Raw genomic sequence first — 26,519 nt, 5'->3', positions numbered from 1 at the left:
CGGGGCCCCGGCCGACGGCATGGCAGTCTTAGACCTGCAATCGGCAATTCAGTACAGGGACTACACGGGTTCGGGCGAGGAGCGGTCACAGTGCAGCGCTGGCGTGGCTTGGAGGACATCCCCCAGGACTGGGGACGCAGCGTCGTCACCATCGGCTCCTACGACGGTGTGCACCGGGGACACCAGCTCATCATCGGACGGGCCGTGGCGAAGGCCCGCGAGCTCGGCGTCCCGGCGGTCGTCGTCACCTTCAGCCCGCACCCGAGCGAGGTCGTGCGCCCCGGCAGCCACCCGCCGATCCTGGCCCCGTACGACCGCCGTGCCGAGCTGATGGCCGGTCTCGGCGTCGACGCGCTGCTGATCCTGCCGTTCACGGCGGAGTTCTCGCAGCTGTCCCCGGCCGACTTCATCGTGAAGGTGCTGGTCGACAAGCTGCACGCGCGCGCCGTCATCGAGGGCCCGAACTTCCGGTTCGGCCACCGGGCCGCGGGGAACGTCGACTTCCTGCGCGAGCTGGGCTCCACCTACGACTACGAGGTCGACGTCGTGGACCTGGTCGAGCGCGGCGAGGCGGGCGGCGGCGTGCCGTTCTCCTCCACCCTGGCGCGCAGGCTGGTCGCGGAGGGTGACATGGACGGGGCCGCCGAGATCCTGGGCCGTCCGCACCGGGTCGAGGGCATCGTGGTGCGCGGTGCGCAGCGCGGCCGCGAGCTCGGCTACCCGACGGCCAACGTCGAGACGCAGCCGCACACCGCGATCCCGGCCGACGGGGTGTACGCGGGCTGGCTGACGGCCGACGGAGAGCGGATGCCGGCGGCGATCTCGGTGGGCACGAACGTGCAGTTCGACGCCACCGAGCGGACCGTGGAGGCGTACGCGATCGACCGCGTCGGGCTGGACCTGTACGGCAAGCAGGTGTGCGTCGACTTCCTCGCGTACGTGCGGGGGATGGCGAAGTTCGAGTCGCTGGACGGGCTGCTGGAGGCCATCGCGGACGACGTGAAGCGGGCGCGGGTCCTGACGGACGCCTTCGACGCCGCGCGGCGCTGACCCGTACGAAGGGCCCGTACCGTCCCCTGGACGGTACGGGCCCTTCGCGTTGTCCGGCCGGCCGGTCAGCCGAGGCGCGGGTCGCGCGGCGGGGGCTGGGGGGCGGCCGGGGGCTGCTGCCAGGGCTGGCCGGGCTGCGGATAGGGCTGCTGCCCGTACGGCGACGGTGCCTGCGGCGGCTGGGCGTACGGCTGCTGGTACGGGCCCGGCTGGTGGGGCTGCGGCTGGGCCTGCGGCTGCTGGTGGGCCTGGGGTGCGCCCCAGTGGGCCTGCGCGGTCTGCTGCTGGGCGCGTACGAAGTCCTCGGCGACCAGGGCGGACAGGTTGAAGTACGCCTCCCGGGTCTTGGGCCGCATCAGGTCGAGGTCGACCTCGGCGCCGGCCGCGAGGTGCTCGTCGAACGGCACGACGACGACGCCGCGGCAGCGGGTCTCGAAGTGCTGCACGATGTCCTCGACCTTGATCATCTTGGCGGTCTCGCGGACGCCGGAGATCACGGTGATCGAGCGCGAGACCAGATCGGCGTAGCCGTGTGCGGAGAGCCAGTCGAGGGTGGTGCTCGCGCTGCTCGCACCGTCCACGGACGGGGTGGAGATGATGATCAGCTGATCGGCCAGGTCCAGGACGCCGCGCATCGCGGAGTAGAGCAGCCCGGTGCCGGAGTCGGTCAGGATGATCGGGTACTGGCGGCCGAGCGTCTCTATGACGCGGCGGTAGTCCTCGTCGTTGAAGGTCGTCGAGACCGCCGGATCCACGTCGTTGGCGATGATCTCCAGGCCGGAGGGGGCCTGCGAGGTGAACCGCCGGATGTCCATGTACGAGTTCAGGTACGGGATCGCCTGCACCAGGTCGCGGATCGTCGCACCGGTCTCGCGGCGTACGCGGCGGCCGAGGGTGCCGGCGTCGGGGTTCGCGTCGATGGCCAGGATCTTGTCCTGGCGCTCGGTGGCGAGGGTGGCGCCGAGTGCGGTCGTCGTCGTGGTCTTGCCGACACCGCCCTTGAGGCTGATGACGGCGATGCGGTAGCAGGACATCACCGGGGTGCGGATGAGCTCCAGCTTGCGCTGGCGGTCCGCTTCGGCGGCCTTGCCGCCGAAGCGGAAGCCGGAGCGGGTGGGCCGGGGCTTCTGCTTGGCGCGGATCAGGCGGTCGGAGGACAGCTCCACGGCGGCGGTGTACCCGAGCGGGGCGCCGGGCCCCTGGCCGGGGGCGGGCTGCCAGTGCGCCTGCGGCGGCTGGGGGGCCGGGTATCCCTGCTGCGCCTGCTGGGCCTGCTGGGGCGGCACGGGCGGGAACCCGTACCCCTGCGGGGGCTGCGGCGCGGGAACCGACGGCTGCGGCTGCGGTTCGGGGGTGCCGGGCGGGAGGCCATGGCCCTGGGCATGCGGCTGCGCCCCCGGGGCGCCGGGCGGGAATCCGTACCCCTGGGCCTGCGGCTGAGGTTCGGGGGTGACGGGCGGGAACCCGTAGCCCTGGGCCGGGGGTTGGGCTTCGGGGGTGCTGGGCGGGAACCCGTACCCCTGGGCCTGGGCCTGGGCCTGGGGCTGGGCCTGGGGCTGCGGCTCGGGGGCGCCGGGCGGGAGGTCGTGGCCCGGGGCCTGCGGCTGCGCTTCCGGGGTGACGGGCGGGAGGCCGTGGCCCTGGGGCGCCGATGCCGGTGCTTCCGGGCCGGAGGGCGGGAAACCGTAGCCCTGGGGTGCGTCGGTAGGGGTGAACGCGGGCGGTAGCGGCGGCAGTTCGGAGCCGGATCCCCCGAACGGGGTATCCGCGGGCCCGGCGACCGGGTTCCCCCCGGCCGGGGCGGGCGCCGCGGCGTCGCCGAAGGAGGCCGACACGGCGATGGGAGGCACGGTGGGCACCGCGAACGGCGCCGCGGCGGCGAACCCCGCCGGGGTGCCTCCGGGCAGCGCCGGCAACGGCCCGGCCCCGCCCGCACCCTGCGGGCCCGCGGCCTCACCCCGGGTTTCGTCCTGGGCCGGGTGAGCGGCATGACCGCCCGGCTCCCCGGCACCCGGAGCCCCGTCCCCCTGCACGGGGAACCCCGACCCGGCCGGGGCCCCACCCTCCGGTCCGGAGTACGGAGCCCCCTGGCCCGGAGCCCCGTCCTGCGCGGCGGACGTGCCCCCAGCCGGGATTCCGCCCTGCGGCTCGGGACGTGCGGCCTCGGCCCCCTGAGCGGGGGCGGCGGGCACGGCGGGGGCCGCGCCCTGCGGGCCGGGGTGGCCCGGGGTCCCGTCACCCTGCGCGGTGAACGCGCCCGGGGTGTCGGCCTGCGGGCCCTGGCCCGAGGTCCCGTCCCCCTGCGCGGGATACGCGCCCACCGCCGGGGCTCCGCCCTGCGCGGGGAAGCCGTCCTGCTGTCCGGGGTACGAGGCCGCCGCGCCCGGTGCCTCGGCCCCCTGAGCGGGGGAGGCGGGCACGGCGGGGGCCACGCCCTGCGGGCCGGGGTACGCGGCCCCCTGGTCCGGGGTCCCGTTCCCCTGCGCGGGGAACGCCCCCGCCGCCGGGGCTCCGGCCTGGGCCGGGACGGCGACCGGAACCTCGGCCGGGGTGGTCGGGAACGCGGGGGCCCGGCCCGGGGCTTCGGCGCCCTGGGCCGCGAACGCAGCAGCCCCGCCCGGGGTTCCGCCCGGAGCCGGAGCCGGAGCCGGAGCCGGAGCCGGAGCCGGAGCCGGAGCCGTAACGGTGGCCGGAGTGGCGGCCGGAGCCGGAGCCGGAGCCGGAGCGGGAGCGGCGGCCGGAGCAGGGACCGGTACCGGCGCGGCCGGCGCAGGGGCAGCGGCTTCGGACCGCCGCGCCGGTTCCGCCGCGGCGCTCGGCGCCGGCGGCGCGGCCGCGTCCGCCGGGCGGTGGGGTTCGAAGCCGCTGCCCTCCGGCAGCCCGGGCAGCCCCGGCACCGGCGCGGCCTGCGCCGGCGCGCCCTGGGTGTACCAGGCCGGCGGGGTGTAGTCGATGGTGAACTCGCCCGTCACATCGGGCTCCGCGTCGGACTGATCGTCCGTCGGGACGTCCCACGTCCCGCCGCGCCTCTCGTTCCGATCGCCGCTCACTGGTCCTCCTGGTCTGTCGAACACCGGTCGGCGCCCACCTCGACGCCGCGCCCGCGCTCAGCCTAATCGCGCCCCGTGCCCGAAAGCCCCCGAGGTCGCACCCCCGTACTCCTGCCTACAGGCCGCTCCGCCCCCGGGCAACCGTCATCCCGCACGCGCCGCGAACGGCGCGTCAGTCGATGCGCCGGGCCGCCCCCAGCAGTTCGGTCTCCGCTTCCGTCCCCTGCGTCATCACGAACGTCCGGTCCCGCGGCGTGCACCACAGCGTCACCCCGTCCCCCAGGGTCGGCAGCGACTCGACCGCCGCCCCCGGCAGCCGCATCAGCGCGCCCACCCGCTCCGCCTCGTCCGGGGACACCCGCTGCACGCCGACGAGGGCGGAGTTCCGCAGCAGCAGGGGCGCCGCCGGGCTCAGGTACGGCAGCAGGGTCAGCACCGACTGCCACGGCCCCGCCACCACCCGCCCGCGCGGCGGCCGCATCCCGCAGTCCCGCACCACCAGCACGGGGCTGCCCGCCGAGGCGCCCTGCGGCGGGACCCGGCCCACGTCGTGCAGGGTCACGCACGGCTGCCCGCCGCCGGCCGCCCGGGCCAGCCCGGACCAGACGGGGGCCCGCCCGGTCTCCACCGCGACCCGAGCCCCGGTCGCGGCCGTGCGCAGGGCCAGCACCTGGGCCGTCCACAGGCCGCCGACCAGCGTGACCTCGTACGGGGTGGGCCGGTTCACGCCGAGCACCGCCGGCCGCCCATCGGCGTCCACGCCGATGACGACCCCGTCGTCCCCGACGGGCAGCGCCAGCGCGTCCAGGTCGGCCGCCGCGACCACGTGCGGTTCCCGGCGCGGTCCGATCAGCCCGAAACCGCCCCGGACCCGGGCCGGGCCCCTCATCGCGCACCTCCCAGCGGCAGCGAGGCCAGCAGCCCCGGCACCTGTTCCCGGTCGAGCCGCACCAGCCCGGCCCGTACGCCCCGCGCCGTCCGCTCCAGCTCCCGCCGGGCGGCGGCCAGTTCCTCGTCGCTGCGCCCGGTGATCCGCACGTACCCGGTCAGGGCCACGCCGTGGCGCCCCGCCGGGGCCATCGTCAGGCTGAAGTTGGTCGCCAGCGCGGGCAGCGAGGTGAGCAGCGCCGCGAACTGCGGCAGCCCGGCACCCGTCCCGCCCAGCAGGGGCCAGCGGCCCATCCAGTACGTGGTGTGGCGCCGGTCGTCGCAGCGCCAGGTCCGCGGGGTCTCCTCCGTGCGCCGCCCGGTGCCCGCCGAACGCCCCGCCCGGGTGATCGCCATCGGGTTCGCGCACGAGGAGGTGGCCAGCGCGCCCGTCAGCTCCTGCTCCGTGAGCAGGGTGGCCCGGAACCCGGCCCCGGCCAGCCGGCCGGCCAGCTGGTCGGCGACCCGCACCACGCAGCGCTGCGCCCCCGCGAGCCCGCCGCCGCGCGCGGCGACCGCCTCTGGGCACCGTTCCGGGTCGAGCTTGAGCGCGATCCACGTCAGCCGTACGGCCGGGGCGCCCGTGAGGGCCTGCAGGGGCGCGTAGTTGAGGGCGGCCGTCGAGCGGGCCGGCAGGTGCGGTGCCGGGGCGGGCTGGGTGTGCTGCACCAGCTGCGCCGACTCCAGCCGGATGCCGTCCACTTCGAGGGCGTCCCGGACCAGGGACAGCGGCAGCGGCCGCTCCGCACGGTCGGGCCGCAGCGCGGTGGCGTCCGCGTCGACCTGGACCACGGCCGTCAGGAACGTCCCGTCGCCGACCAGGCCGACGGGCCGCCGGTCGCGGTCGCCGAAGGACGTGGTCCGCAGCGCCGGATCGGCCTCGACCAGCGGCGCGAGCCCCGGTTCGGTGCCCGCCGGCACGGTGCGGGCGGCCGCCCCGCGCCGCCTGGCCCGCAGGGCGAGCGCGCCGCCGATCCACTCGGGCAGGGAGCGCCGGCGGCGGCGGACGAGGGCGAGCAGGGCCAGCGCCACCGCCAGGACGCCCGCGGGCACCAGCAGCAGTGGCCGCACCACCCAGGACACGAGCAGCGCGGCGGCCGCGAGCTGGAGGAGCACGAGCTGTTGCAGTCGGAACGGACCGAACCGGCCCGGACCCGGCATCGGACGCAGCGCGACCCCGCCGCGTGCGGGTGCGGCCGCGGCAGCCCGCGGCGCCGTCGTACGGGCCCTCACGCGCACACCTCCCCAACTCGTGCGTCAAGCGCGGGAGTCACGGCTCACCCTGCACCTGCCGACCCTCCGTCAAGAGGCATAGTAGGTGCCCGGTCCGACAACCAAGGCCCGGAGAGCGGCCCCACCGGCCGGTCCGTGCGGGGAGGAGCAGGCGGTCATGGCATCCCGACGCGACGAGCTCAACGCGTACACCTTTGCGAAGCGGCGCACCGTGGCCGCGTTCCTCCAGCCCTCCGCCACCGGCACCGAGGAGGGCGCGCCCCGCCCGCTGCGCGCGGTCCTGCCCGGCGTGGTGACCGGCGCGCTCCTCGTCGCGGGCTTCGGAGCCTGGGGCATGTTCCGGCCGCAGGCCCCCAAGGGGTGGGACGAGCCCGGAGCGGTGGTCGTCGTCGGCAAGCAGTCGACGACCCGGTACGTGGTCCTGACCACGAAGGTGAACGGCAAGGACCGGACCCGGCTGCACCCCGTGCTGAACCTCGCCTCGGCGCGGCTGCTGCTCGACCCGCGCACGTCCAAGGTCGTCCAGGTGGAGGACAGGGTCCTGGACGCGGGCAGGCCCCCGCGCGGCCCCGTCATCGGCATCCCCTACGCCCCCGACCGGCTGCCCGCCGAGGCCGACGCGGCCCGGCCCAAGCGCTGGGCCGTCTGCCAGCAGCCCGGCGGCAACGGCCGGGGCGTGCAGACCGCCGCCTTCGTCCTCGCCGACCGGGAGGCGGGCCTGACGGACGACGGGAACCGCACCACCGACACCCAGGTGCTGTACGTACGGAGCACCGGCGGGGCCGAGGAGCGCTTCCTCGTCGACGCGGCCGGCACGAAGTACCGCTTCCCCGAGGGGCGCCCGGACTCCGGGACCCTGACCACGGCCCTGGTCGGCACCGGCGCCACCCCGCAGCCGGTGACCGAGGAGTGGCTGGCCACCCTGAACCCCGGCGACGAGCTGGGCTTCCCGCAGGTCCCCGGCACCCCCGGGGCGCGGACCTCCGCCCCGGGCGGCGCCGACGCCGGGGTCGGCACGGTGCTGACCGCGCAGACCGGCCTCGGCACGCAGTACTACGTCGTGCTGCCGGACCGGATCGCCCCGGTCTCGGAGTTCGTCGCCTGGCTGCTGGTCCACGCGCCGGCCGCCGCGGGCCTCAACATGCACGGCAAGGCCCGCGAGACCGACCTGAAGGCCCTGAACCCGGACGCGCCCCCCTTCGGGGAGGACGCCAGGTGGCCCCGCCGCCGCGGCACCCAGGTCAACCGGGTCGCGGACGTCCCCGGTGCCGCGAACACCGGCGAACGGCGCGACACGGTGTGCAGCGTCCTGCGCTCCGTCGACGGCCGGGGCGGGCAGACGCTGAGCACCTGGGCCGGCACCGGCTTCCCCGTCGACATCACCGCCGGCGGCACCGGCGCGTACGTCACCCCCGGCACGGGCCTGCTCTACACCCAGGTCCGGGGCCGGCCGGCCGACGGGGCCGGCGCCCTGTTCCTGGTCACCGACACCGGCCTGCGGTACGCGGTCCAGGCCAACGGCGACAGCGACGCCCGGCAGTCGGCCATCGGCGCCCCCGGACCGCACGCGGCGGGTGCCGCCGGCGACGGCCGGCCCGAGCCCAGCCAGGCGCAGGTACGGCTCGGCTACGGCAGGGTCGTGCCCGCCGTGGTGCCGATCGCCTGGTCGGAGTTCCTCTCCAAGGGGCCCCGCCTGGACACCAACTCGGCCCGTCAGCCGCAGGGTTCGTAAGGGAGCCGGTCGTGTCGCAGTCCTCCCGCGCGGCCCTGGCGGCCGCCGTCCTCGCCCTGGCCGCCCTGGGCGGTGCGGCGCCGCCCGCGCCGCGGTCCCCGTACCCGCTCGCCCCGGACGGGTCGGGCGAGTGCACCTTCCCCATGAAGGAGCAGATCGCCGACCGGCCCTGGGCCCTCCAGCGGGTCGTGCTGGAGGCCCTGTGGGCCCGCGGCAAGGGCGAGGGGGTACGCGTCGCCGTCATCGACACCGGCGTGGACCGCGCCAACCCGCAGCTCGCCGGCGCCCTCGACACCGGCGCCGGCCGGGACTTCGTCGCCCCCGAGGGCGGCGACGGCACCCACGACACCGTCGGGCACGGGACCAAGGTCGCCGGGCTGATCGCGGCCCGCCCCCGGCAGGGCACCGGCTTCGTCGGCCTCGCCCCCGGGGCCACCGTCATCCCCATCCGGCAGAACGACGGACGGGCCACCGGCAACGCGGTCGCCACCCTCGCCCGGGCCGTCGACCACGCCGTCGCCAAGGGGGCCAGGGTCATCAACATCTCCCAGGACACCGACGCCCCGCTGACCCCGGATTCCGAACTGGGCCGGGCCGTCCGGCGGGCCCTCGCCGCCCGGGCCGTGGTCGTCGCCTCGGCCGGCAACGACGGACTGCGCGGGCACAAGCGCCGCACCTATCCGGCGGCCTTCCCCGGGGTCCTCGCCGTGGCCTCCTCCGACCGCAACAACGAACGGGCCGACTTCTCCCAGCCCGGCGACTTCATCGGGGTCGCCGCCCCCGGCGTCGACATGGTCTCCACCGTCCCCGGCTTCGGCCAGTGCATCGACAACGGCACCAGCTTCTCCGCCCCCTACGTCGCCGGCGTCGCCGCCCTGCTGGTGGCCGCGCATCCGCAGTGGACCCCGCAGGAGGTGGTCTGGCAGATCCAGAACACCGCCGAACGCTCCGTCAAGGGCCGTGACGACTACGTCGGATGGGGTGTCGTGGACCCGGTGCGGGCCGTCACCCAGGACGACGGGCCCCCCGAGCCGCCCGTCCCCGACCCCGGCCCGCCGCCGGCGGCCGCACCGCAGCCCGCCGCCCTCCCGGTGTCGGAGACCGCCCGGGAGCGCGACGAGCGGATCGGCACGTACGCGCTCGGGATCACGGGCGTGCTCGTCGCCGTCGTTGCCGGGACCGCGAGGGTGCTGCGCGACGCCCGCGGCGGCGGCCGAACTGGCTAGAGTGACGCCGGGCTTCACGACCGTGATCGTGGATCCGGGTGAAGCGGAGCGGGAACTCCGGTGCGCACGGAGTGCACGGGCGCGCCCGGAAGCCGCTCCGCCCCGCAGCCCGGCGGTCCTGCCGGGGGCGTGAGAAGTGAGGAGCTTCGGATGACCAACACTTTCGGACTCGCGGACGATCCGGTCGTCAAGGCGGCCGACAAGATCTCCGAGACGGCCGCCGCCGTCACCACCCAAGCCCGCGAGCTGGCCGACATCCTCGCCACCGTCCACGCGGGCTGGACCGGTGTCGGCGCCGACGGCTTCAGGAAGGCCCAGTCGGACCTCAACCTCGACCACGACGAGATCCGCCGGCTGCTCAGGGTCCTGCACGACGCCGTCAACCAGACGAAGAACCTCACCAACGCGCAGGACGCGGACGTGCACACGGCGTTCAACGCCATCAACCCCCGCTCCGCGGCCGCCTCCGCGGGCGGCGCCCGCTCGGGCCTCGAACACCTCTGACGCCCGCGTCGCCCGGCACACCCCCGCCCGAAGGAGCAAGGACATGGCAGGCAGCGAACACGGCCACACCCGGGTCCGGTACGAGAGCGTCCAGCAGATGGCGGACCGCATCCGCGTCGTCTCCAGGAACATCCTCAAGGACCTGGAGGACATGGAGTCGGCCGTCAAGGTCGTCACCGACACCTGGGACGGCGAGGCGCACGCCGCCTACCTCGACCTCCAGAAGAAGTACCACGGCCGCGCCGACCACATGCAGAAGCAGCTGGAGGGCGTCGCCCGGCTCATCGAGCGCGGCAAGGGCGACTACCGCGCCACCGACGTGAAGGCCTCGCGCCTGTTCACGGAGGCCTTCTGAGCCCGTCCGGCATGCCGAAGGGGGCGCACCCCGCACAGGACGCGCCCCCTTCGCCGTACCCGGGCCACGGCCTCAGGTGAGGTCGAACTCCCCGTCCCGGGCCCCGAGCACGAAGGCCTCCCACTCGGCCGCCGTGTAGCGCAGCACCGTGTCGCGGTCCAGGGAGGAGCGCATCGCCACCGCGCCTTCGGGCAGCCTGGCGATCTCCACCCGCTCCTCGTCCGGGCTGGTCCCGGGCGGCCCCTGCCACTCGACGTCGCTGATGTCGAGCGCGTACAGCTCGTCCTTCTCCTGCTGGGTGCCCATGTGCGGCCCTTCCCGTCGGTCGTGCGGTGCTGCTCGGTCTTCGCTGCCGATTATCGGCGGAACGCGGCCGCCGGGGGAGCCCTTTCCCCCGATGGCCGAGACACCCCGGACCGGGCCCCTCCCCGCGGCCCCGGCCCCCTACCGTCCCGGCAGCCGCCCCAGCTGGACCAGTGAGGTGCCGCGCCGGCGCGATACGTAGTGCCCCCGGCCCGGGGGCATCGGGCGGGAGCGGACGGTGCCCAGCAGGTCGCCCTCGGAGGGATCGCCCGACAGGACGACGCCCTGCGCCCCCAGCTCCTTGATCCGCTGCAGGAACGGCTCGTACATCGCCCGTGACGCCCCCGCCGAACTGCGCGCGATGACGAACCGGACCCCGGTGTCCCGGGCGAACGGCAGGAACTCCACCAGCTGCGCCAGCGGGTTCCCCCGGCTCGTGGCGACCAGGTCGTAGTCGTCGATCACGATGAACACGTCCGGACCCGTCCACCAGCTGCGGTCCCGCAGCTGCTGCGGGGTGACGTCCGCCGGCGGCTGCCTGCGCGAGAACACCCCGACCAGCGCCTCCATGTGCATCTGGAGGGAACCCGCCATCGGCGCGTACTCCAGCAGGTGCTCCTCGGGCAGCGCCCCCAGCAGCCCGCGCCGGTAGTCGCCGACGACCAGCTTGGCCCGGTCCGGGCGGTACCGTCCGGCGATCTGCTGCGCGATCAGCCGCAGCAGGTTCGTCTTGCCCGACTCGCTCTCGCCGAACACCAGGAAGAAGGGGTCGCTCTCGAAGTCCACGAACACCGGCTCCAGAGCCGTCTCGTCGATGCCGATCGCGATCCCGCGCTCCGGAAACTCCCCGCCCTTGGGCAGCCGGTCCGCGTGCAGCAGCCGCGGCAGCAGCCGCACCCCGGGAGCGGAGGGGCCGGCCCAGGCCGACCGCACCGCCGCCGTGAACTCCCGCGTGCCCTCCGAGAGGCTCTCCACGTCGTGCGCCCCGTCGATCCGCGGCAGCGCCCCCAGGAAGTGCAGCTTCTCCGGCACCTGGCCGCGTCCCGGCATCCCCGGCGGCACGTTCGCCGCCACCCGCCGGTCGAACTCGGAGTCCATCACGTCGCCGAGCCGCAGCTCCAGCCGCCCCAGCAGCTGGTCCTTCAGGGCCGCCCGCACCTCCATGTACCGGGCCGCCGTGACCACCACGTGGATGCCGTAGCCGAGCCCGCGCGCCGCGATGTCCGTCACCACCGGCTCCAGGCCCTCGTACTCGCCGCGGAACCCGCCCCAGCCGTCGACGACCAGGAACACGTCCCCCCACGCCTCGCCCGGCAGCCCGCCCGCCGCGCGCCGACGCCGGTAGGTGCCGACGGAGTCGATGCCGTTCGCCCGGAAGAACTCCTCGCGGCGGGCCAGGATCCCCGCCACCTCCGCCACCGTGCGCCGTACCCGATCCGGATCCAGCCGGGAGGCGATCCCGCCCACGTGCGGCAGGTCCGCCACCGCGGACAGCCCGCCGCCACCGAAGTCCAGCCCGTAGAACTGCACCTCGCGCGGGGTGTGCGTCAGCGCGAACGAGCAGATCAGCGTCCGCATCAGCGTCGACTTCCCCGACTGCGGCCCGCCCACCACCATCATGTGGCCCGACGCACCCGAGAAGTCCCGGTACAGCACCTCGCGCCGCTGCTCGAACGGCTTGTCGACCAGCCCGAGCGGCACCACCAGCCCGCCCGGCCGCGTGTACCCCTCCGCGTGCAGCCCGCGCTCCGCCGACGGCACCGGCGCCGGCAGCAGCTGGTCCAGGGACGGCGCCCGGTCCAGCGGCGGCAGCCACACCTGGTGCGCGGGCACGCCCTGTCCCTCCAGCCGGCCCACGATCACGTCGAGCACCGTGTCCGCCAGTGCGTCGTCCGGCCGCTCCGCGCGCTCCACCGGGTGCACCGGGTCCGGAGCCGCGTACACCACCGGCACCGGAGCCGCCGTGAACAGCACCGGGCGGCGCTCCACCGGGAACGGGCCCGCCGACGGGTCCGGCCCGCCCGCGCGGTGGACGCCCGAGACGTACGCCGCCTTGAAGCGGGTCATCTCGTCCGTACCGGACTTCAGGTAGCCCGAACCGGGCACCGACGGCAGGTGGTACGCGTCCGGCACCCCGATCGCCGTCCGCGACTCCGACGCCGAGAAGGTCCGCAGGCCGATCCGGTACGACAGGTACGTGTCCAGGCCGCGCAGCCTGCCCTCCTCCAGCCGCTGCGAGGCCAGCAGCAGGTGCACGCCCAGCGAGCGGCCGATCCGGCCGATCTGGACGAACATGTCGATGAAGTCGGGCTTCGCGGTCAGCAGCTCCGAGAACTCGTCGATGACCAGCACCAGCGAGGCCAGCGGCTCCAGCGGGGCGCCCGCCGCGCGCGCCTTCTCGTAGTCGTGGACGTTCGCGTAGTTGCCGGCCGAGCGCAGCAGCTCCTGCCGGCGCTGGAGTTCGCCGCGGATCGAGTCGCCCATCCGGTCGACGAGGGTCAGGTCGTCCGCCAGGTTGGTGATCACCGCCGCGACGTGCGGCATCCGCCCCATACCGGTGAACGTGGCACCGCCCTTGAAGTCGGCGAGGACGAAGTTCAGCGTCTCCGAGGTGTGCGTCACCGCCAGCCCCAGGACCAGCGTGCGCAGCAGCTCCGACTTGCCCGAACCGGTCGCGCCCACGCACAGCCCGTGCGGGCCCATGCCCTCCTGCGCGGCCTCCTTCAGGTCCAGCATCACCGGCGTGCCGTCCTCGCCCACCCCGATGGGCACCCGCAGCCGCTCCCCGGCCGACCGCGGCCGCCAGGTGCGGGACACGTCGACCGAGGCCGCGTCGCCCAGGTTCAGCAGGTCGGTGAAGTCCAGGTTCGCCAGCAGCGGCTCGTCCTCGTCCCCGCCGCCCGTGCGCAGCGGTGCCAGCTGCCGGGCCAGCGCCTCCGCCGCCGGCAGCGACAGGGTGTCCGGCACGCCCTCGTAGACGACCCCCGCGCCCGACTCCAGCCGCAGCCGGCCCGGCCCCACCACGACCGACAGCCCGCCCCTCGGCTCGTCGAGCTCCCCCGCGACCACCTCGACGACGGTCACGCCCTGCAGGCCCTCGGCCGCCGCGAACACCGAGTCCGGCGGCACCAGCCCGCCGTCCAGCACCACCACCAGGTGCGGCCGGTCCAGCACCGGCGGCACGTCCCGGCCGAACCGCGGGCGGCCCTCCAGCCGGGACCCCAGCAGCCCCTCCAGCTCACCCAGGTCGTCGCCGAACAGCCGCTTCGTACCGGCCCCGTCGACCTGCCCCGGCACCTGCGCGTGCGGCAGCCACTTCACCCAGTCCCACGACGGCACCGCCCCCGGCGCGACCACCACCGCCACCACCAGGTCCTCGGGGGAGTGCAGCGTCGCCAGCTGCGCCACCATCGCCCGCGCCGCACCCCGCGCCGACTCCGCCTCCCCGGACACCGTCACGTGGTAGAACGCCCGGATCGACACCGCCACCGGCAGCCCGTCCAGCGAGGAGTGCACCTTCAGGAACCGCTGCATCGCCCCCGCCGCCAGCGGCTCAAGCTCGTCCACCGGGGCCGTGTCCGGAGCCACCAGCGGGGTCGCGAGCCGCTGCGCGCCCAGCCCCAGCCGGGCCTGCCCGAAGTCCGGGTCGCCGACCCGCCGCTCCCACAGCCGCGAGCCCTCGGCCACCACCGACCACAGCTGCTCGGGCGCGGGGTGCAGGTACAGCTGGGCGTCGCGCTGCGCCCGCGCGGTGCGCCGCACCCGGCGGCGCGTCCGTGCCAGGTACGCGAGGTAGTCCCGCCGCGCATCGGCCATCTGCCCCTGCGTACCGCGCCGGTGGCGCACCAGCTGGGCGATGACCATGCCCACCGTCGACACCAGCATCAGCGCGCCCATGATCCGCATGAACGGCGCCGAGCCCGGCACGAAGAAGAAGACGACCGAGGAGCCCATGCCCAGCATCGGCAGGAGTTGCATCAGCAGGCCCTCCTGCTGCCCCCGCGGGAGTTCCGGCGGCGCCTCCAGCCGTAACTCGTCCGAGGGAACCCCGGGCGGCAGCGACCGGGGCGGGCGTTTGACGACGATCTGGCTCACCGGAGCACCCATCCCTCGAGAACGGGCGGGCCGCCGCAGCCGGACCGCCCAAGTCCCGGACACCGGGGGACACTTCCGCACCCCGCGCCCGACGCGGACGGCGATCCTACTCGCGGCCCGGCGGCCCGCCCCCGGGGTACGGTGACGCCGCTCCCCGCCCGCTCCACGCCCGTCTGGGGGTCACCCAGGTGAGTACCGCCGAGACGACCGGTTTCTGCCGGGTCACCGTCGTGGCCCCGGACAGCCGCATCGACGTGGCCCTCCCCGAGGACATCGCCGTCGCCGACGTCTGCCCCGAACTGCTGCGCCTCACCGGCCAGACCCAGCCCGTCGGCGCCCCCACCGGCTTCCACCTGGTCCGCCGCTCCGGCGCCGTCCTCGACGGCGCCCGCACCCTCGCCGCCCAGCAGGTCCTGGACGGCGAGGTGCTCAGCCTGCGCCCCTTCGCCGAGTCCCTGCCCCCGGCCGTCTTCGACGACGTCTCCGACGCCGTCGCCTCCGCCGTCGTGCGCGACCGCCACCGCTGGAGCGAGGACATGCTGCGCGGCGCGGGCCTGGCCGGCGCGGTGCTGCTGCTCGTCCTGCTCGGCCTCGTCCTTTGGTACGCCGACCCCGTCCGGCACGACATGCACGGCCTCCCCGGGACCGTCGCCGGGGCCGTCGGCCTGCTGCTCACCGCCGCCGCCGGGGTGCGCGCCCGCGTCTACCGCGACCGGGGCTCCGCCGTCGCCCTCGGCCTCGGCGCCCTGCCGCACCTGCTGATCGCCGGCTCCGGCACGGTCGCCGCCGGTGCCGGCCAGGGACCCGGCCGGCTGCAGTTCCTGCTCGGCTGCGCCTGCGTCCTGGTCGCCTTCGTCGCCCTGGTCGCGCTCACCCCGGACGGGGACGCCCCCTTCGTCGCCGCCACCTTCCTCGCGGCCGTCGGGACCCTGGCCGCCTTCGGTGCCCTCGCCGCCGACGCCTCCGCCACGGCCGCGGCCGCCGTGTGCGCCCCCGTCGCCATCGGGCTCGTCGCCTTCCTGCCCGCCCTGTCCGCCCGCTTCGCCCGGCTGCCCATCGGGTACGCCGCCCCGCAGAGCGCGGCCCCGGGGTACGAGGCCCCGGACGGCCACGACGCCGCCCCGCACGCCGACCCGGGCGCCGCCGGCCGGCAGGCGGCCCCGCTCGACGCAGGGGCCATCGCCGCCCGGGCCCGGCGGGGGCACGAGATGCTGCTCGGCCTCGTCGGGGGGTGCGCCGCGGCCTCCGTCGCGGCCGCCGCCGTCCTCGGTTTCTCCGACGGCACCTGGGCCCGCCTGCTGGCCCTGGCCACCGGCCTGGCGATGCTGCTGCGCGCCCGCCTCTTCCGCTACACCTCCCAGGTGGTCTGCGCCCTGGCCGCCGGCCTGGCCGCGGTCGGCCTGCTGGTCCTGGGGCTGGCCCTCCACACGCCGGTCGGTCTGGTGTTCGAACGCACGGTTTGGCTGTCGGCCGCCGTCGCCGCCGGAGCCGCCCTCCTCGTGGGAATCTCGCTTGTCATCCCCGGCAAGGGCCTGTCACCCTTCTGGGGAAGGCTGCTCGACCTCACCGAGGCCGCGGTCCTGCTCAGCCTGGTCCCGCTGGCCCTGGCGGTGCTCGACGTGTACGGCCGCGCCCGGTCTCTCACCAGCTGAGACGCCGGGACCCGGCAGCCTGGTACGCTGTGTGACGGCCGTTTGTGTACGCGTCCCCGGAGACCTCTGGAGACAGCGCCCAGCGGACCTCGCCTCCCGAGTTACGGAAGCTCCCCAGAGAATTCGACCTGGGGCACTCGGTGGCCACGAAGACCAAAACGAGGAGTAAGCGTGCCGCTCGACGCCGCTACGAAGAAGCAGATCATCGCCGAATTCGGTGCCAAGGAGGGCGACACCGGCTCTCCCGAGGTCCAGGTCGCGATGCTGTCCCGCCGCATCTCGGACCTGACCGAGCACCTCAAGACCCACAAGCACGACCACCACTCCCGCCGTGGTCTGCTGATCCTGGTCGGCCAGCGCCGCCGCCTGCTGCAGTACCTGGCCAAGAAGGACATCCAGCGCTTCCGTACGCTGGTCGAGCGCCTCGGCATCCGCCGCGGTGCGGCCGGCGCCAAGTAAGCACGCTGTGAAGGGAGCGGTTCCCACACCGATGGGGCCGCTCCCTTTGCTGTACGTGCGCGACCTACCCGACGCTTTGTAGTCTGGGACACAGCGCACAACCGAAGAGGAGGAGCGCCCTCCCTACGCCGCCGGTCCTCGGTAGTGGCATCCGGAAAGCCCCGTCGGAGGGGCCGAGACCCGGGTGCTTCGATCGAAGACCGGCCCGCACGCCAGGAGCGCTTCTCCGCAACCGTCCACCACCACACGGGTGGCGGACGGAGACGACGAAAATGGAGAAAACGCTAGTGGAGAACGAGACCCACTACGCCGAGGCCGTCATCGACAACGGCTCCTTCGGCACCCGCACCATCCGCTTCGAGACGGGCCGCCTCGCCCGCCAGGCCGCCGGCTCCGCCGTTGCCTACCTGGACGACGACACGATGGTCCTCTCCGCGACCACCGCGTCGAAGAAGCCCAAGGACCAGCTCGACTTCTTCCCCCTCACGGTGGACGTCGAGGAGCGCCAGTACGCGGCCGGCAAGATCCCCGGCTCGTTCTTCCGCCGCGAGGGCCGCCCCTCCGAGGACGCGATCCTCACCTGCCGCCTGATCGACCGCCCGCTGCGCCCGTCCTTCAAGAAGGGCCTGCGCAACGAGATCCAGGTCGTCGCCACCGTCATGGCGCTCAACCCGGACCACCTGTACGACGTCATCGCGATCAACGCCGCGTCCGCGTCCACCCAGCTGGCCGGCCTGCCCTTCTCCGGCCCGATCGGCGGCGTCCGCGTCGCGCTGATCCGCGGCCAGTGGGTCGCCTTCCCGACGCACACCGAGCTCGAGGACGCCGTCTTCGACATGGTCGTCGCGGGCCGCACCCTCGAAGACGGCGACGTCGCGATCATGATGGTCGAGGCCGAGGCCACCGAGCAGACCATCGCCCTCGTCAAGGGCGGCGCCGAGGCGCCGACCGAGGAGATCGTCGCCTCCGGCCTCGAGGCCGCGAAGCCGTTCATCAAGGTCCTCTGCAAGGCCCAGGCCGACCTGGCCGCCAAGGCCGCCAAGCCCGAGGGCGAGTTCCCGGTCTTCCTGGACTACCAGGACGACGTGTACGAGGCCCTCGCGGCCGCCGTCAAGGGCGAGCTCTCCCAGGCGCTGACCATCGCGGGCAAGCAGGACCGCGAGGCCGAGCTGGACCGCGTCAAGGAGATCGCCGCCGAGAAGCTCCTCCCGGCCTTCGAGGGCCGCGAGAAGGAGATCTCCGCCGCCTACCGCAGCCTGACCAAGGCCCTGGTGCGCGAGCGCGTCATCAAGGACAAGGTCCGCATCGACGGCCGTGGCCTGACCGACATCCGCACCCTGGCCGCCGAGGTCGAGGCCATCCCGCGCGTGCACGGCTCGGCGCTGTTCGAGCGTGGCGAGACCCAGATCCTGGGCGTCACCACCCTCAACATGCTCCGCATGGAGCAGCAGCTGGACACCCTCTCCCCGGTGACCCGCAAGCGCTACATGCACAACTACAACTTCCCGCCGTACTCCGTCGGCGAGACCGGCCGCGTCGGCTCCCCGAAGCGCCGCGAGATCGGCCACGGCGCGCTCGCCGAGCGCGCGATCGTGCCGGTCCTCCCGACCCGCGAGGAGTTCCCCTACGCGATCCGCCAGGTGTCCGAGGCCCTCGGCTCCAACGGTTCGACGTCCATGGGCTCGGTCTGCGCCTCCACCATGTCGCTGCTGAACGCCGGTGTGCCCCTCAAGGCCCCCGTCGCCGGCATCGCCATGGGCCTGATCTCCCAGGAGATCGACGGCAAGACGCACTACGTCGCCCTCACCGACATCCTCGGTGCGGAGGACGCCTTCGGCGACATGGACTTCAAGGTCGCCGGCACCAAGGAGTTCGTCACCGCCCTCCAGCTCGACACCAAGCTCGACGGCATCCCGGCCTCCGTCCTGGCCGCGGCCCTGACCCAGGCCCGCGACGCCCGCCTCCACATCCTCGACGTGATGATGGAAGCGATCGACACGCCGGACGAGATGTCCCCGAACGCCCCGCGGATCATCACCGTCAAGATCCCCGTGGACAAGATCGGCGAGGTCATCGGCCCCAAGGGCAAGATGATCAACCAGATCCAGGAGGACACCGGCGCCGAGATCACGATCGAGGACGACGGCACCATCTACATCGGTGCCGCCGACGGCCCGGCCGCCGAGGCCGCCCGCTCCACGATCAACGCGATCGCCAACCCGACCATGCCGGAGGTCGGCGAGCGCTACCTGGGTACGGTCGTCAAGACCACCACCTTCGGTGCCTTCGTCTCCCTGATGCCCGGCAAGGACGGCCTGCTGCACATCTCGCAGATCCGCAAGCTCGCCGGTGGCAAGCGCGTGGAGAACGTCGAGGACGTGCTCGCGGTCGGCACCAAGGTGCAGGTCGAGATCGCCGAGATCGACCAGCGCGGCAAGCTCTCCCTCGTCCCCGTGATCGAGGGCGAGGACGCCGCTGAGGCCGACAAGGACGACTCCGACAAGTGACGTCGCGTAGTTCCCGTGTGACGGCCCGCCCCTCCTCCGAGGGGCGGGCCGTCGCCCGTACCCAAACTCTCCTCAAGGGCCAGAACGGCATCGGCACCGTCCGGCGCACGGTCCTGCCCGGCGGGCTGCGCATCGTCACCGAGACGCTGCCCTCCGTCCGCTCCGCCACCTTCGGCATCTGGGCCAACGTGGGCTCGCGCGACGAGACGCCCGCTCTCAACGGCGCCACCCACTACCTGGAACACCTCCTCTTCAAGGGCACCGCCCAGCGCAGCGCCCTCGACATCTCCTCCGCGATCGACGCGGTCGGCGGCGAGATGAACGCCTTCACGGCGAAGGAGTACACCTGCTACTACGCGCGGGTCCTCGACACGGACCTGCCGCTGGCCATCGACGTGGTCTGCGACATGCTCACCGGCTCGCTGATCCGCGAGGAGGACGTCGACGCCGAGCGCGGGGTCATCCTCGAAGAGATCGCGATGACCGAGGACGACCCGGGCGACATGGTCCACGACCTGTTCGCCCAGACCATGTACGGGGACTCGCCGCTCGGCCGCCCCGTCCTCGGCACCGTCGACACCATCAACGCACTCGGCGCCGACCGGATCCGCCGCTTCTGGAAGAAGCACTACGACCCGACCCGCCTGGTCGTGGCCGCCGCCGGCAACGTCGACCACAACAAGGTCGTGCGCCAGGTCCGCGCCGCCTTCGAGAAGGCCGGCGCCCTGAAGCACACCGACGCCGTGCCGCTCGGCCCGCGCACCGGCACCAAGCGGATCCGCACCGCCGGCCGCGTCGACCTGGTGAACCGCAAGACCGAGCAGGCCCACGTGGTCCTCGGCATGCCCGGCATCTCCCGGACCGACGAGCGCCGCTGGGCCCTCGGTGTGCTGAACACCGCCCTCGGCGGCGGCATGTCCTCCCGGCTCTTCCAGGAGGTCCGCGAGAAGCGCGGCCTGGCCTACAGCGTGTACTCGTACACCTCGGCCTTCGCCGACACCGGCCTCTTCGGCGTCTACGCCGGCTGCCGGCCCAGCCAGGTCCACGACGTGCTGCGGATCTGCCGCCAGGAGCTCGACACCGTCGCCTCCGAAGGCCTCACCGACGAGGAGATCCGGCGCGCCATCGGCCAGCTTTCCGGCTCCACCGTCCTCGGCCTGGAGGACACCGGCGCGATCATGAACCGGATCGGCAAGAGCGAGCTGTGCTGGGGCGACCAGATGTCCGTCGACGACATGCTGGCCCGGATCGCCGAGGTGACCCCGGACGAGGTCCGCGCGGTCGCCCGCGATGTACTGGCCCAGCGGCCCTCGCTGGCGGTGATCGGCCCGCTCAAGGAGAAGCAGGCCGCCCGACTCGACGAAGCGGTCGCCTAGACCCGTACGCACGCACCCTAAGGAAGCAACAATGAGCAAGCTGCGCGTGGCAGTCCTCGGCGCCCGGGGCCGCATCGGCTCCGAGGCGGTCAAGGCGGTCGAGGCCGCCGAGGACATGGAGCTGGTGGCGGCCCTCGGACGGGGCGACAAGCTGGAGGCGGTGGCCGAGGCGGGTGCCCAGGTCGCCGTCGAGCTGACCACCCCCGACTCGGTCATGGGGAACCTGGAGTTCCTCGTCGGCCACGGCATCCACGCCGTGGTCGGCACCACCGGCTGGAACGAGGACCGCCTCGCCCGGCTGAACACCTGGCTCGCCGCCTCCCCGGAGACCGGTGTGCTCATCGCCCCGAACTTCTCCATCGGCGCCGTCCTCACCATGAAGTTCGCCGTCCAGGCCGCCCGCTACTTCGAATCCGTCGAGGTCGTCGAGCTGCACCACCCGAAGAAGGTCGACGCCCCCTCCGGTACCGCGACCCGCACGGCCCAGCTCATCGCGGCCGCCCGTGCCGAGGCCGGCCTTGGCGCCCAGCCCGACGCCACCGCCACGGCCCTCGACGGCGCCCGCGGCGCCGACGTCGACGGAGTCCCCGTGCACGCCATCCGCCTGCGCGGCCTGCTGGCCCACCAGGAGGTGCTGCTCGGCGGCGAGGGCGAGACCCTGACCATCCGTCACGACTCCCTGCACCACAGCAGCTTCATGCCGGGCATCCTGCTCGGCGCCCGCCGCGTGACGCAGACCCCGGGCCTCACCTTCGGCCTGGAAAACTTCCTCGACCTCGGCTGATGAGGCAGTAACACCCATGCGCGCGAAGATCACCTACCTCGTCACGGCCGCCGTCCTGGTCGTCTACTTCGTCCTGGTCGGCAGCCGGGGCCTGCTGCTCATCGAGCAGGGCACCTGGCTCACCGTCACCTTCGGTGCGGCCGTGCTGATCCTGCCGGTCATCGGCATCTGGTTCCTCTGGATGAACACCCGCTTCGTCACCCGGGCCAACCAGCTCGCCGCCGAGCTGGAGGCCGAGGGCGGACTGCCCGTCGACGAGCTGGCACGGGACCAGTACGGCCGGATCCTGCGGGACTCCGCGGACGAGGTCTTCGCACGCCGCAAGGCCGAGACCGAGGACGCGCCGGGGGACTGGCGCACCTGGTTCCGCCTCGCCGTCGCCTACCACGACGCCCGCGACACCCCGCGGGCGCGCAAGGCCATGCAGCGGGCCATCGCCCTGCACCAGGCGCACGCAGCCGCGTAGACGGGCACACGGAAGGGCCCGTACAGGACGATCCCCGTACGGGCCCTCGTGCTGTTGCGCCGCCGTCAGGCGGGCACGCCGCGGTACTCCTCGGCCCACGCCTCGACCCGGCCGGCGGCCCGGTCGAAGGCCTCGTCCCGGGAGAGGAAGTCGGCGCTGTGGTCGGTCAGCAGCACCGACTCCTCCTTGCCCCGCGCGGCGACCGTCAGGGCCTGACCCTGCACCGTCCGCGGCAGTCCCAGCCAGCGCACCGGCTGCTGGACCCGGTGCACCTTCTCGACCTGGCTCCAGGCGACCGAGCGGGTCCCGAAGAACCCGACCCGGCGCAGCCCGGAGGGGCTCACCCAGACACCCGTGCGCAGGATCCGCAGCGCGGAGCCGACCACGGCCAGCGAGGCGGCCAGGGCGACGCCCGCGCCCGCCCAGGTGCCCGCGAAGGCGATGATCACGGTGGCCAGCAGCATGAACGCGGAGATCAGCAGCAGTACCGACGCACCGGCGACCCGCCAGGGGCCGGGCCGGTAGGGGCGCCGCCAGCGCTCGGGGTCCACATGGGGGAGGGCTTCGTCTTCGTGTGCGTCGAAGACGCCGTCGGCCGTCAAGAAGGGCAGGGGCACGGCAGGACCTCACTCACATGCACGTTCGGTTGGGCTGTGCCCGAGAGGCTACCGCCCCCCGGACACCTCTGATTGCTGCGCCGTCCCCGCGGGCCGGTCGGACGCCTGGTAGGGCTGCAGTGCGGGTATGCCGAAGAGCAGTGAGCCCACGAGTCCCGCCGCCACGGTCAGTCCGACCAGACTACGGGCGGTGAGCTGGGCGACGCTCAGACTCTCGCGCGGCGGCGGAGTGACGTTGCTACGGAATCGTTCGGCCTCGGCGACGAAGGCGAAGGGGACGGGTTCGCGCCGGCGAAACACAGTGTCGGCTCTCCTCGTGATCGGGGGCTCTGGGCCCGGGTTCTGACGGATGGTGTGCTCTCACCTGGAGAGACGAACGAACGGCCCCATCGGTGCCGAATTTCGGGACATTAGCCAAAATTCATGGCGCCCCGTCAGCTCGGCGCGGGCCCCACGGGAGGGCGGGGGCGGTGGCGCGGCGCCGGGCGGAGCCCGTGCGGCCGATCCGTGCGCCCGATCCGTACGGCCTTCGGCACCGGTGACCGCGTTGCCCCGTAAGGGCTGATGCACGCGTGGCGTACGCATGTACGGGGGCAAGTCCCAAGTGTCCGTATTGCGGCGTTTCGGAAAGTTCATCTAGGCTGATCAAACGGACCCGGCACTGCTTGAACCCCCGAGCAGGCAGTGCCGGGATCCAACACCTCCCGGCTCCCGCCGGGCGGCACCGCCTGTTGACGTCCCCCGAGGGGACACCGCGAGCATGGCAGCGAGTAGCGTGTTACCCATGGCTCCGATCTCGACTCCGCAGACCCCCTTCGGGCGGGTCCTCACCGCCATGATCACGCCGTTCACGGCGGATGGCGCACTTGACCTCGACGGCGCGCAGCGTCTCGCCGTCCACCTGGTGGACGCAGGCAACGACGGCCTGATCATCAACGGCACCACCGGTGAGTCGCCCACCACCACCGACGCGGAGAAAAGCGACCTCGTACGAGCCGTACTCGAAGCGGTCGGCGACCGCGCCCACGTCGTCGCCGGCATCGGCACCAACGACACCCGCCACACCCTGGAGCTCGCCCGCCAGGCCGAGCGCACCGGGGCCCACGGCCTCCTCGCCGTGACGCCCTACTACAGCAAGCCGCCGCAGGAAGGGCTCTTCCAGCACTTCACGGCCATCGCCGACGCCACCGGGCTGCCGGTCATGCTCTACGACATCCCCGGCCGCAGCGGTGTCCCGATCAACACCGAGACCCTGGTCAGGCTCGCCGAGCACCCCCGCATCGTCGCCAACAAGGACGCCAAGGGCGACCTCGGCCGCGCCAGCTGGGCCATCGCCCAGAGCGGCCTGGCCTGGTACTCCGGCGACGACATGCTGAACCTGCCGCTCCTGTCGGTCGGCGCCGTCGGCTTCGTCTCCGTCGTCAGCCACGTGGTCACCCCCGAGCTGCGCGCGATGCTGGAGGCCCACGCCGGCGGCGACGTCCAGAAGGCCACCGAGATCCACCAGAAGCTGCTCCCGGTCTTCACGGGTATGTTCCGTACCCAGGGCGTGATGACCACGAAGAAGGCCCTGTCCCTCCAGGGCCTGCCCGCCGGCCCGCTGCGCCTCCCCCTCGTCGGCCTGACCGACGAAGAGACCGCGCAGCTCAAGATCGATCTTGCCGCGGGCGGGGTACAGCTCTGACAACAGACTTCACAACTGAATAAGCAAGAACGAAACAGACGAAAGCAAGTGCACGAATGACATGCGCGCCACGTGCCTCAGGGGTACGTGGCGCGCGTGGTGAAGGAGAACCTTTGAGCCATCCGCACCCTGAACTCGGCCCGCCGCCGAAGCTCCCCAAGGGCGGCCTCCGGGTCACCCCGCTGGGCGGCCTCGGCGAGATCGGCCGCAACATGACCGTCTTCGAGTTCGACGGCCGTCTGCTGATCGTCGACTGCGGCGTGCTCTTCCCCGAGGAGGAGCAGCCGGGCATCGACCTGATCCTGCCGGACTTCACGTCCATCCGGGACCGGCTCGACGACATCGAGGGCATCGTCCTCACCCACGGCCACGAGGACCACATCGGCGCCGTTCCGTACCTTCTCCGCGAGAAGCCGGACATCCCGCTGATCGGCTCCAAGCTGACCCTCGCCCTCATCGAGGCGAAGCTCCAGGAGCACCGCATCCGCCCCTACACCCTCGAGGTGAAGGAGGGCGAGCGCGAAAACCTGGGCCCCTTCGACTGCGAGTTCATCGCCGTCAACCACTCCATCCCGGACGCCCTGGCCGTCGCGATCCGCACGGACGCGGGTCTCGTCGTCGCCACCGGCGACTTCAAGATGGACCAGCTCCCGCTGGACAACCGCCTCACCGACCTGCACGCCTTCGCGCGTCTGAGCGAAGAGGGCATCGACCTCCTCCTCTCGGACTCGACGAACGCCGAGGTCCCGGGCTTCGTCCCGCCGGAGCGCGACATCTCCAACGCCATCCGCGGAGTCTTCGCGGGTGCCCAGAAGCGGATCATCGTGGCCTCGTTCGCGAGCCACGTGCACCGCATCCAGCAGATCCTCGACGCCGCCCACGAGTACGGCCGCCGTGTCGCGTTCGTCGGCCGCTCGATGGTCCGGAACATGGGCATCGCCCGTGACCTGGGCTACCTGCGGGTGCCGGCCGGCCTGATCGTCGACGTCAAGACCCTCGACGACCTGCCGGACGACGAGGTCGTGCTGGTCTGCACGGGCTCCCAGGGCGAGCCGATGGCGGCCCTGTCCCGCATGGCCAACCGCGACCACCAGATCCGGATCGTCCCCGGCGACACCGTGATCCTGGCGTCGTCCCTGATCCCGGGCAACGAGAACGCGGTCTACCGCGTGATCAACGGCCTGACCCGCTGGGGCGCCAACGTCGTGCACAAGGGCAACGCCAAGGTGCACGTCTCCGGCCACGCCTCCGCCGGCGAGCTGCTGTACTTCTACAACATCTGCAAGCCGCGGAACCTGATGCCGGTCCACGGCGAATGGCGCCACCTGCGCGCCAACGCCGAGCTCGGTGCCATGACGGGCGTCCCGAAGGACCGCATCGTCATCGCCGAGGACGGCGTGGTCGTCGACCTGATCGACGGCAAGGCCCGGATCTCCGGCAAGGTCCAGGCCGGCTACGTGTACGTGGACGGCCTCTCGGTCGGCGACGTCACCGAGGCCTCCCTCAAGGACCGCCGCATCCTCGGCGACGAGGGCATCATCTCGGTCTACGTCGTGGTCGACAGCACCACGGGCAAGGTCGTCAGCGGCCCGAACATCCAGGCCCGCGGTTCCGGCATCGAGGACTCGGCCTTCGGCCCGGTCAGCGCGAAGATCGAGGAAGCCATCGCCCGCGCCGCGGCCGACGGCGTCGCCGAACCGCACCAGATCCAGCAGCTCATCCGCCGGACCATGGGCAAGTGGGTGTCGGACAGCTACCGCCGCCGCCCGATGATCCTCCCGGTCGTGGTCGAGGTCTGACCTCGGCGTACGCCTGCGCGTACGTAGCGACCCCACTGGAGCGGGGCAACCGGATTTGCGTCCGGGGGCCCCGCTCCAGTACGTTTACGTCTCCACCTCGCAAGGAACCGGGCACACACGTGTGCCCGTTGCCGTGTGCGAGCGGGTGGCAATCAGCACTCAGGGAAACCTGATAAAGTCTGATCCACCCGAAAGGGAAAGGCCCCCCGAAGGCCATCGGAATTCGAAACCGAGTCGGAAACGACAAGGAAAAGGATCTGATAGAGTCGGAACCGCCGGAAAGGGAAAGCGCGAAAGCGAAGGACCTGGAAAGCAAGCGAGAAAGACTCTGATAGAGTCTGAATCGCAAGAACGAAAGCCCGGAGGAAAGCCCGAGAGGGTGAGTACAAAGGAAGCGTCCGTTCCTTGAGAACTCAACAGCGTGCCAAAAATCAACGCCAGAAGTTGATACCCCGTCCACTCCGGTGGATGAGGTTCCTTTGAAAAAGACCTGTGAGGTCGCCTTCGGGTGATGCTTGCAGGCAACAACACAGCGAGGACGTTGTGGTCAGTCGGTCATATTCCGACCAAGGCTGACCCGCTCTTTCGTGCGTGTGCACCGGATTACCGGTAAACATTCATGGAGAGTTTGATCCTGGCTCAGGACGAACGCTGGCGGCGTGCTTAACACATGCAAGTCGAACGATGAAGCCCTTCGGGG

At 73.2% G+C, this 26,519-nt stretch carries 20 protein-coding genes and 1 rRNA gene; 14 read left to right on the top strand and 7 right to left on the bottom strand.

What is annotated here, in order from left to right; translation table 11 throughout:
• Positions 1–90 precede the first annotated feature (90 nt).
• Positions 91–1,050 carry a bifunctional riboflavin kinase/FAD synthetase gene (locus ACIPW5_RS19615; RefSeq protein WP_401246264.1) on the top strand — a complete coding sequence of 320 codons (960 nt, stop codon included), beginning with the start codon at positions 91–93 and terminating at the stop codon, positions 1,048–1,050.
• Between the two features lie 65 nt (positions 1,051–1,115).
• On the opposite strand, the gene ACIPW5_RS19610 is transcribed toward ACIPW5_RS19615, so the two are convergent.
• From ACIPW5_RS19610 to eccE, 3 genes are all read right to left on the bottom strand, one after another.
• Entirely contained in the window at positions 1,116–4,100 is a 2,985-nt protein-coding gene (locus ACIPW5_RS19610) for an SCO5717 family growth-regulating ATPase (protein WP_401246262.1), read from the bottom strand.
• Between the two features lie 172 nt (positions 4,101–4,272).
• A complete protein-coding gene (locus tag ACIPW5_RS19605) occupies positions 4,273–4,989 on the bottom strand; it encodes a hypothetical protein (protein WP_401246259.1) in 717 nt (238 codons plus the stop codon).
• On the bottom strand, positions 4,986–6,260 hold the full coding sequence (gene eccE / locus ACIPW5_RS19600; protein ID WP_401246256.1) for a type VII secretion protein EccE: 1,275 nt from the start codon (positions 6,258–6,260) through the stop codon (positions 4,986–4,988). The genes ACIPW5_RS19605 and eccE overlap by 4 nt, the downstream gene beginning before the upstream one ends.
• 157 nt (positions 6,261–6,417) lie before the next feature.
• Between eccE and eccB the strand changes: the two genes are divergently transcribed.
• The 4 genes from eccB to ACIPW5_RS19580 all read left to right on the top strand — a co-directional run bounded on the left by eccB (position 6,418) and on the right by ACIPW5_RS19580 (position 10,077).
• Positions 6,418–7,992 carry a type VII secretion protein EccB gene (gene eccB / locus ACIPW5_RS19595; protein ID WP_401246253.1) on the top strand — a complete coding sequence of 525 codons (1,575 nt, stop codon included), beginning with the start codon at positions 6,418–6,420 and terminating at the stop codon, positions 7,990–7,992.
• Between the two features lie 11 nt (positions 7,993–8,003).
• Positions 8,004–9,218 (top strand): type VII secretion-associated serine protease mycosin, encoded by a 1,215-nt coding sequence (mycP, locus tag ACIPW5_RS19590; protein ID WP_401246251.1) that lies wholly within the window; start codon positions 8,004–8,006, stop codon positions 9,216–9,218.
• Between the two features lie 150 nt (positions 9,219–9,368).
• Positions 9,369–9,722, top strand: coding sequence for a WXG100 family type VII secretion target (locus tag ACIPW5_RS19585; protein WP_401246248.1), 354 nt, complete (start codon positions 9,369–9,371; stop codon positions 9,720–9,722).
• A gap of 43 nt (positions 9,723–9,765) precedes the next feature.
• Positions 9,766–10,077, top strand: coding sequence for a WXG100 family type VII secretion target (locus ACIPW5_RS19580; RefSeq protein WP_401246245.1), 312 nt, complete (start codon positions 9,766–9,768; stop codon positions 10,075–10,077).
• A 72-nt stretch (positions 10,078–10,149) separates the two neighbouring features.
• On the opposite strand, the gene ACIPW5_RS19575 is transcribed toward ACIPW5_RS19580, so the two are convergent.
• Positions 10,150–10,383, bottom strand: coding sequence for a DUF397 domain-containing protein (locus ACIPW5_RS19575; RefSeq protein ID WP_401246242.1), 234 nt, complete (start codon positions 10,381–10,383; stop codon positions 10,150–10,152).
• A gap of 138 nt (positions 10,384–10,521) precedes the next feature.
• Positions 10,522–14,475 (bottom strand): type VII secretion protein EccCa, encoded by a 3,954-nt coding sequence (gene eccCa, locus ACIPW5_RS19570; protein WP_401246240.1) that lies wholly within the window; start codon positions 14,473–14,475, stop codon positions 10,522–10,524.
• A gap of 188 nt (positions 14,476–14,663) precedes the next feature.
• Between eccCa and eccD the strand changes: the two genes are divergently transcribed.
• From eccD to ACIPW5_RS19540, 6 genes are all read left to right on the top strand, one after another.
• The gene (eccD, locus tag ACIPW5_RS19565; RefSeq protein ID WP_401246238.1) at positions 14,664–16,127 is read left to right on the top strand and encodes a type VII secretion integral membrane protein EccD; all 1,464 of its coding nucleotides are present in this window, start codon (positions 14,664–14,666) and stop codon (positions 16,125–16,127) included.
• A gap of 171 nt (positions 16,128–16,298) precedes the next feature.
• Positions 16,299–16,586, top strand: coding sequence for a 30S ribosomal protein S15 (gene rpsO, locus ACIPW5_RS19560; protein WP_007266917.1), 288 nt, complete (start codon positions 16,299–16,301; stop codon positions 16,584–16,586).
• Positions 16,587–16,873: 287 nt separating this feature from the next.
• Complete coding sequence (locus ACIPW5_RS19555) at positions 16,874–19,093, top strand: polyribonucleotide nucleotidyltransferase (protein ID WP_285346230.1); 2,220 nt, start codon at positions 16,874–16,876, stop codon at positions 19,091–19,093.
• On the top strand, positions 19,090–20,469 hold the full coding sequence (locus ACIPW5_RS19550) for a M16 family metallopeptidase (protein WP_401246234.1): 1,380 nt from the start codon (positions 19,090–19,092) through the stop codon (positions 20,467–20,469). The genes ACIPW5_RS19555 and ACIPW5_RS19550 overlap by 4 nt, the downstream gene beginning before the upstream one ends.
• A gap of 31 nt (positions 20,470–20,500) precedes the next feature.
• Positions 20,501–21,253, top strand: coding sequence for a 4-hydroxy-tetrahydrodipicolinate reductase (gene dapB / locus ACIPW5_RS19545; protein WP_401246231.1), 753 nt, complete (start codon positions 20,501–20,503; stop codon positions 21,251–21,253).
• 16 nt (positions 21,254–21,269) lie between these two features.
• The gene (locus ACIPW5_RS19540) at positions 21,270–21,719 is read left to right on the top strand and encodes a hypothetical protein (protein WP_401246228.1); all 450 of its coding nucleotides are present in this window, start codon (positions 21,270–21,272) and stop codon (positions 21,717–21,719) included.
• 65 nt (positions 21,720–21,784) lie between these two features.
• On the opposite strand, the gene ACIPW5_RS19535 is transcribed toward ACIPW5_RS19540, so the two are convergent.
• Both ACIPW5_RS19535 and ACIPW5_RS19530 read right to left on the bottom strand, forming a co-directional pair.
• Positions 21,785–22,336: a PH domain-containing protein gene (locus ACIPW5_RS19535; protein WP_401246225.1), complete on the bottom strand. Its 552-nt coding sequence runs from the start codon at positions 22,334–22,336 to the stop codon at positions 21,785–21,787.
• 48 nt (positions 22,337–22,384) lie between these two features.
• Entirely contained in the window at positions 22,385–22,636 is a 252-nt protein-coding gene (locus ACIPW5_RS19530) for a hypothetical protein (protein ID WP_401246222.1), read from the bottom strand.
• A gap of 484 nt (positions 22,637–23,120) precedes the next feature.
• Between ACIPW5_RS19530 and dapA the strand changes: the two genes are divergently transcribed.
• From dapA to ACIPW5_RS19515, 3 genes are all read left to right on the top strand, one after another.
• The gene (gene dapA, locus ACIPW5_RS19525) at positions 23,121–24,020 is read left to right on the top strand and encodes a 4-hydroxy-tetrahydrodipicolinate synthase (RefSeq protein ID WP_401246219.1); all 900 of its coding nucleotides are present in this window, start codon (positions 23,121–23,123) and stop codon (positions 24,018–24,020) included.
• Between the two features lie 113 nt (positions 24,021–24,133).
• Entirely contained in the window at positions 24,134–25,819 is a 1,686-nt protein-coding gene (locus ACIPW5_RS19520) for a ribonuclease J (RefSeq protein ID WP_401246216.1), read from the top strand.
• A gap of 616 nt (positions 25,820–26,435) precedes the next feature.
• Positions 26,436–26,519: ribosomal RNA gene (locus ACIPW5_RS19515) — 16S ribosomal RNA — on the top strand; the annotation flags it as partial.

The sequence above is a fragment of the Streptomyces sp. NPDC090077 genome (assembly GCF_044747545.1).
Taxonomy (GTDB): Bacteria; Actinomycetota; Actinomycetes; order Streptomycetales; family Streptomycetaceae; genus Streptomyces.
Note: the sequence above shows the minus strand (reverse complement) of the source record. Positions and strands in the feature narration are given on the sequence as shown.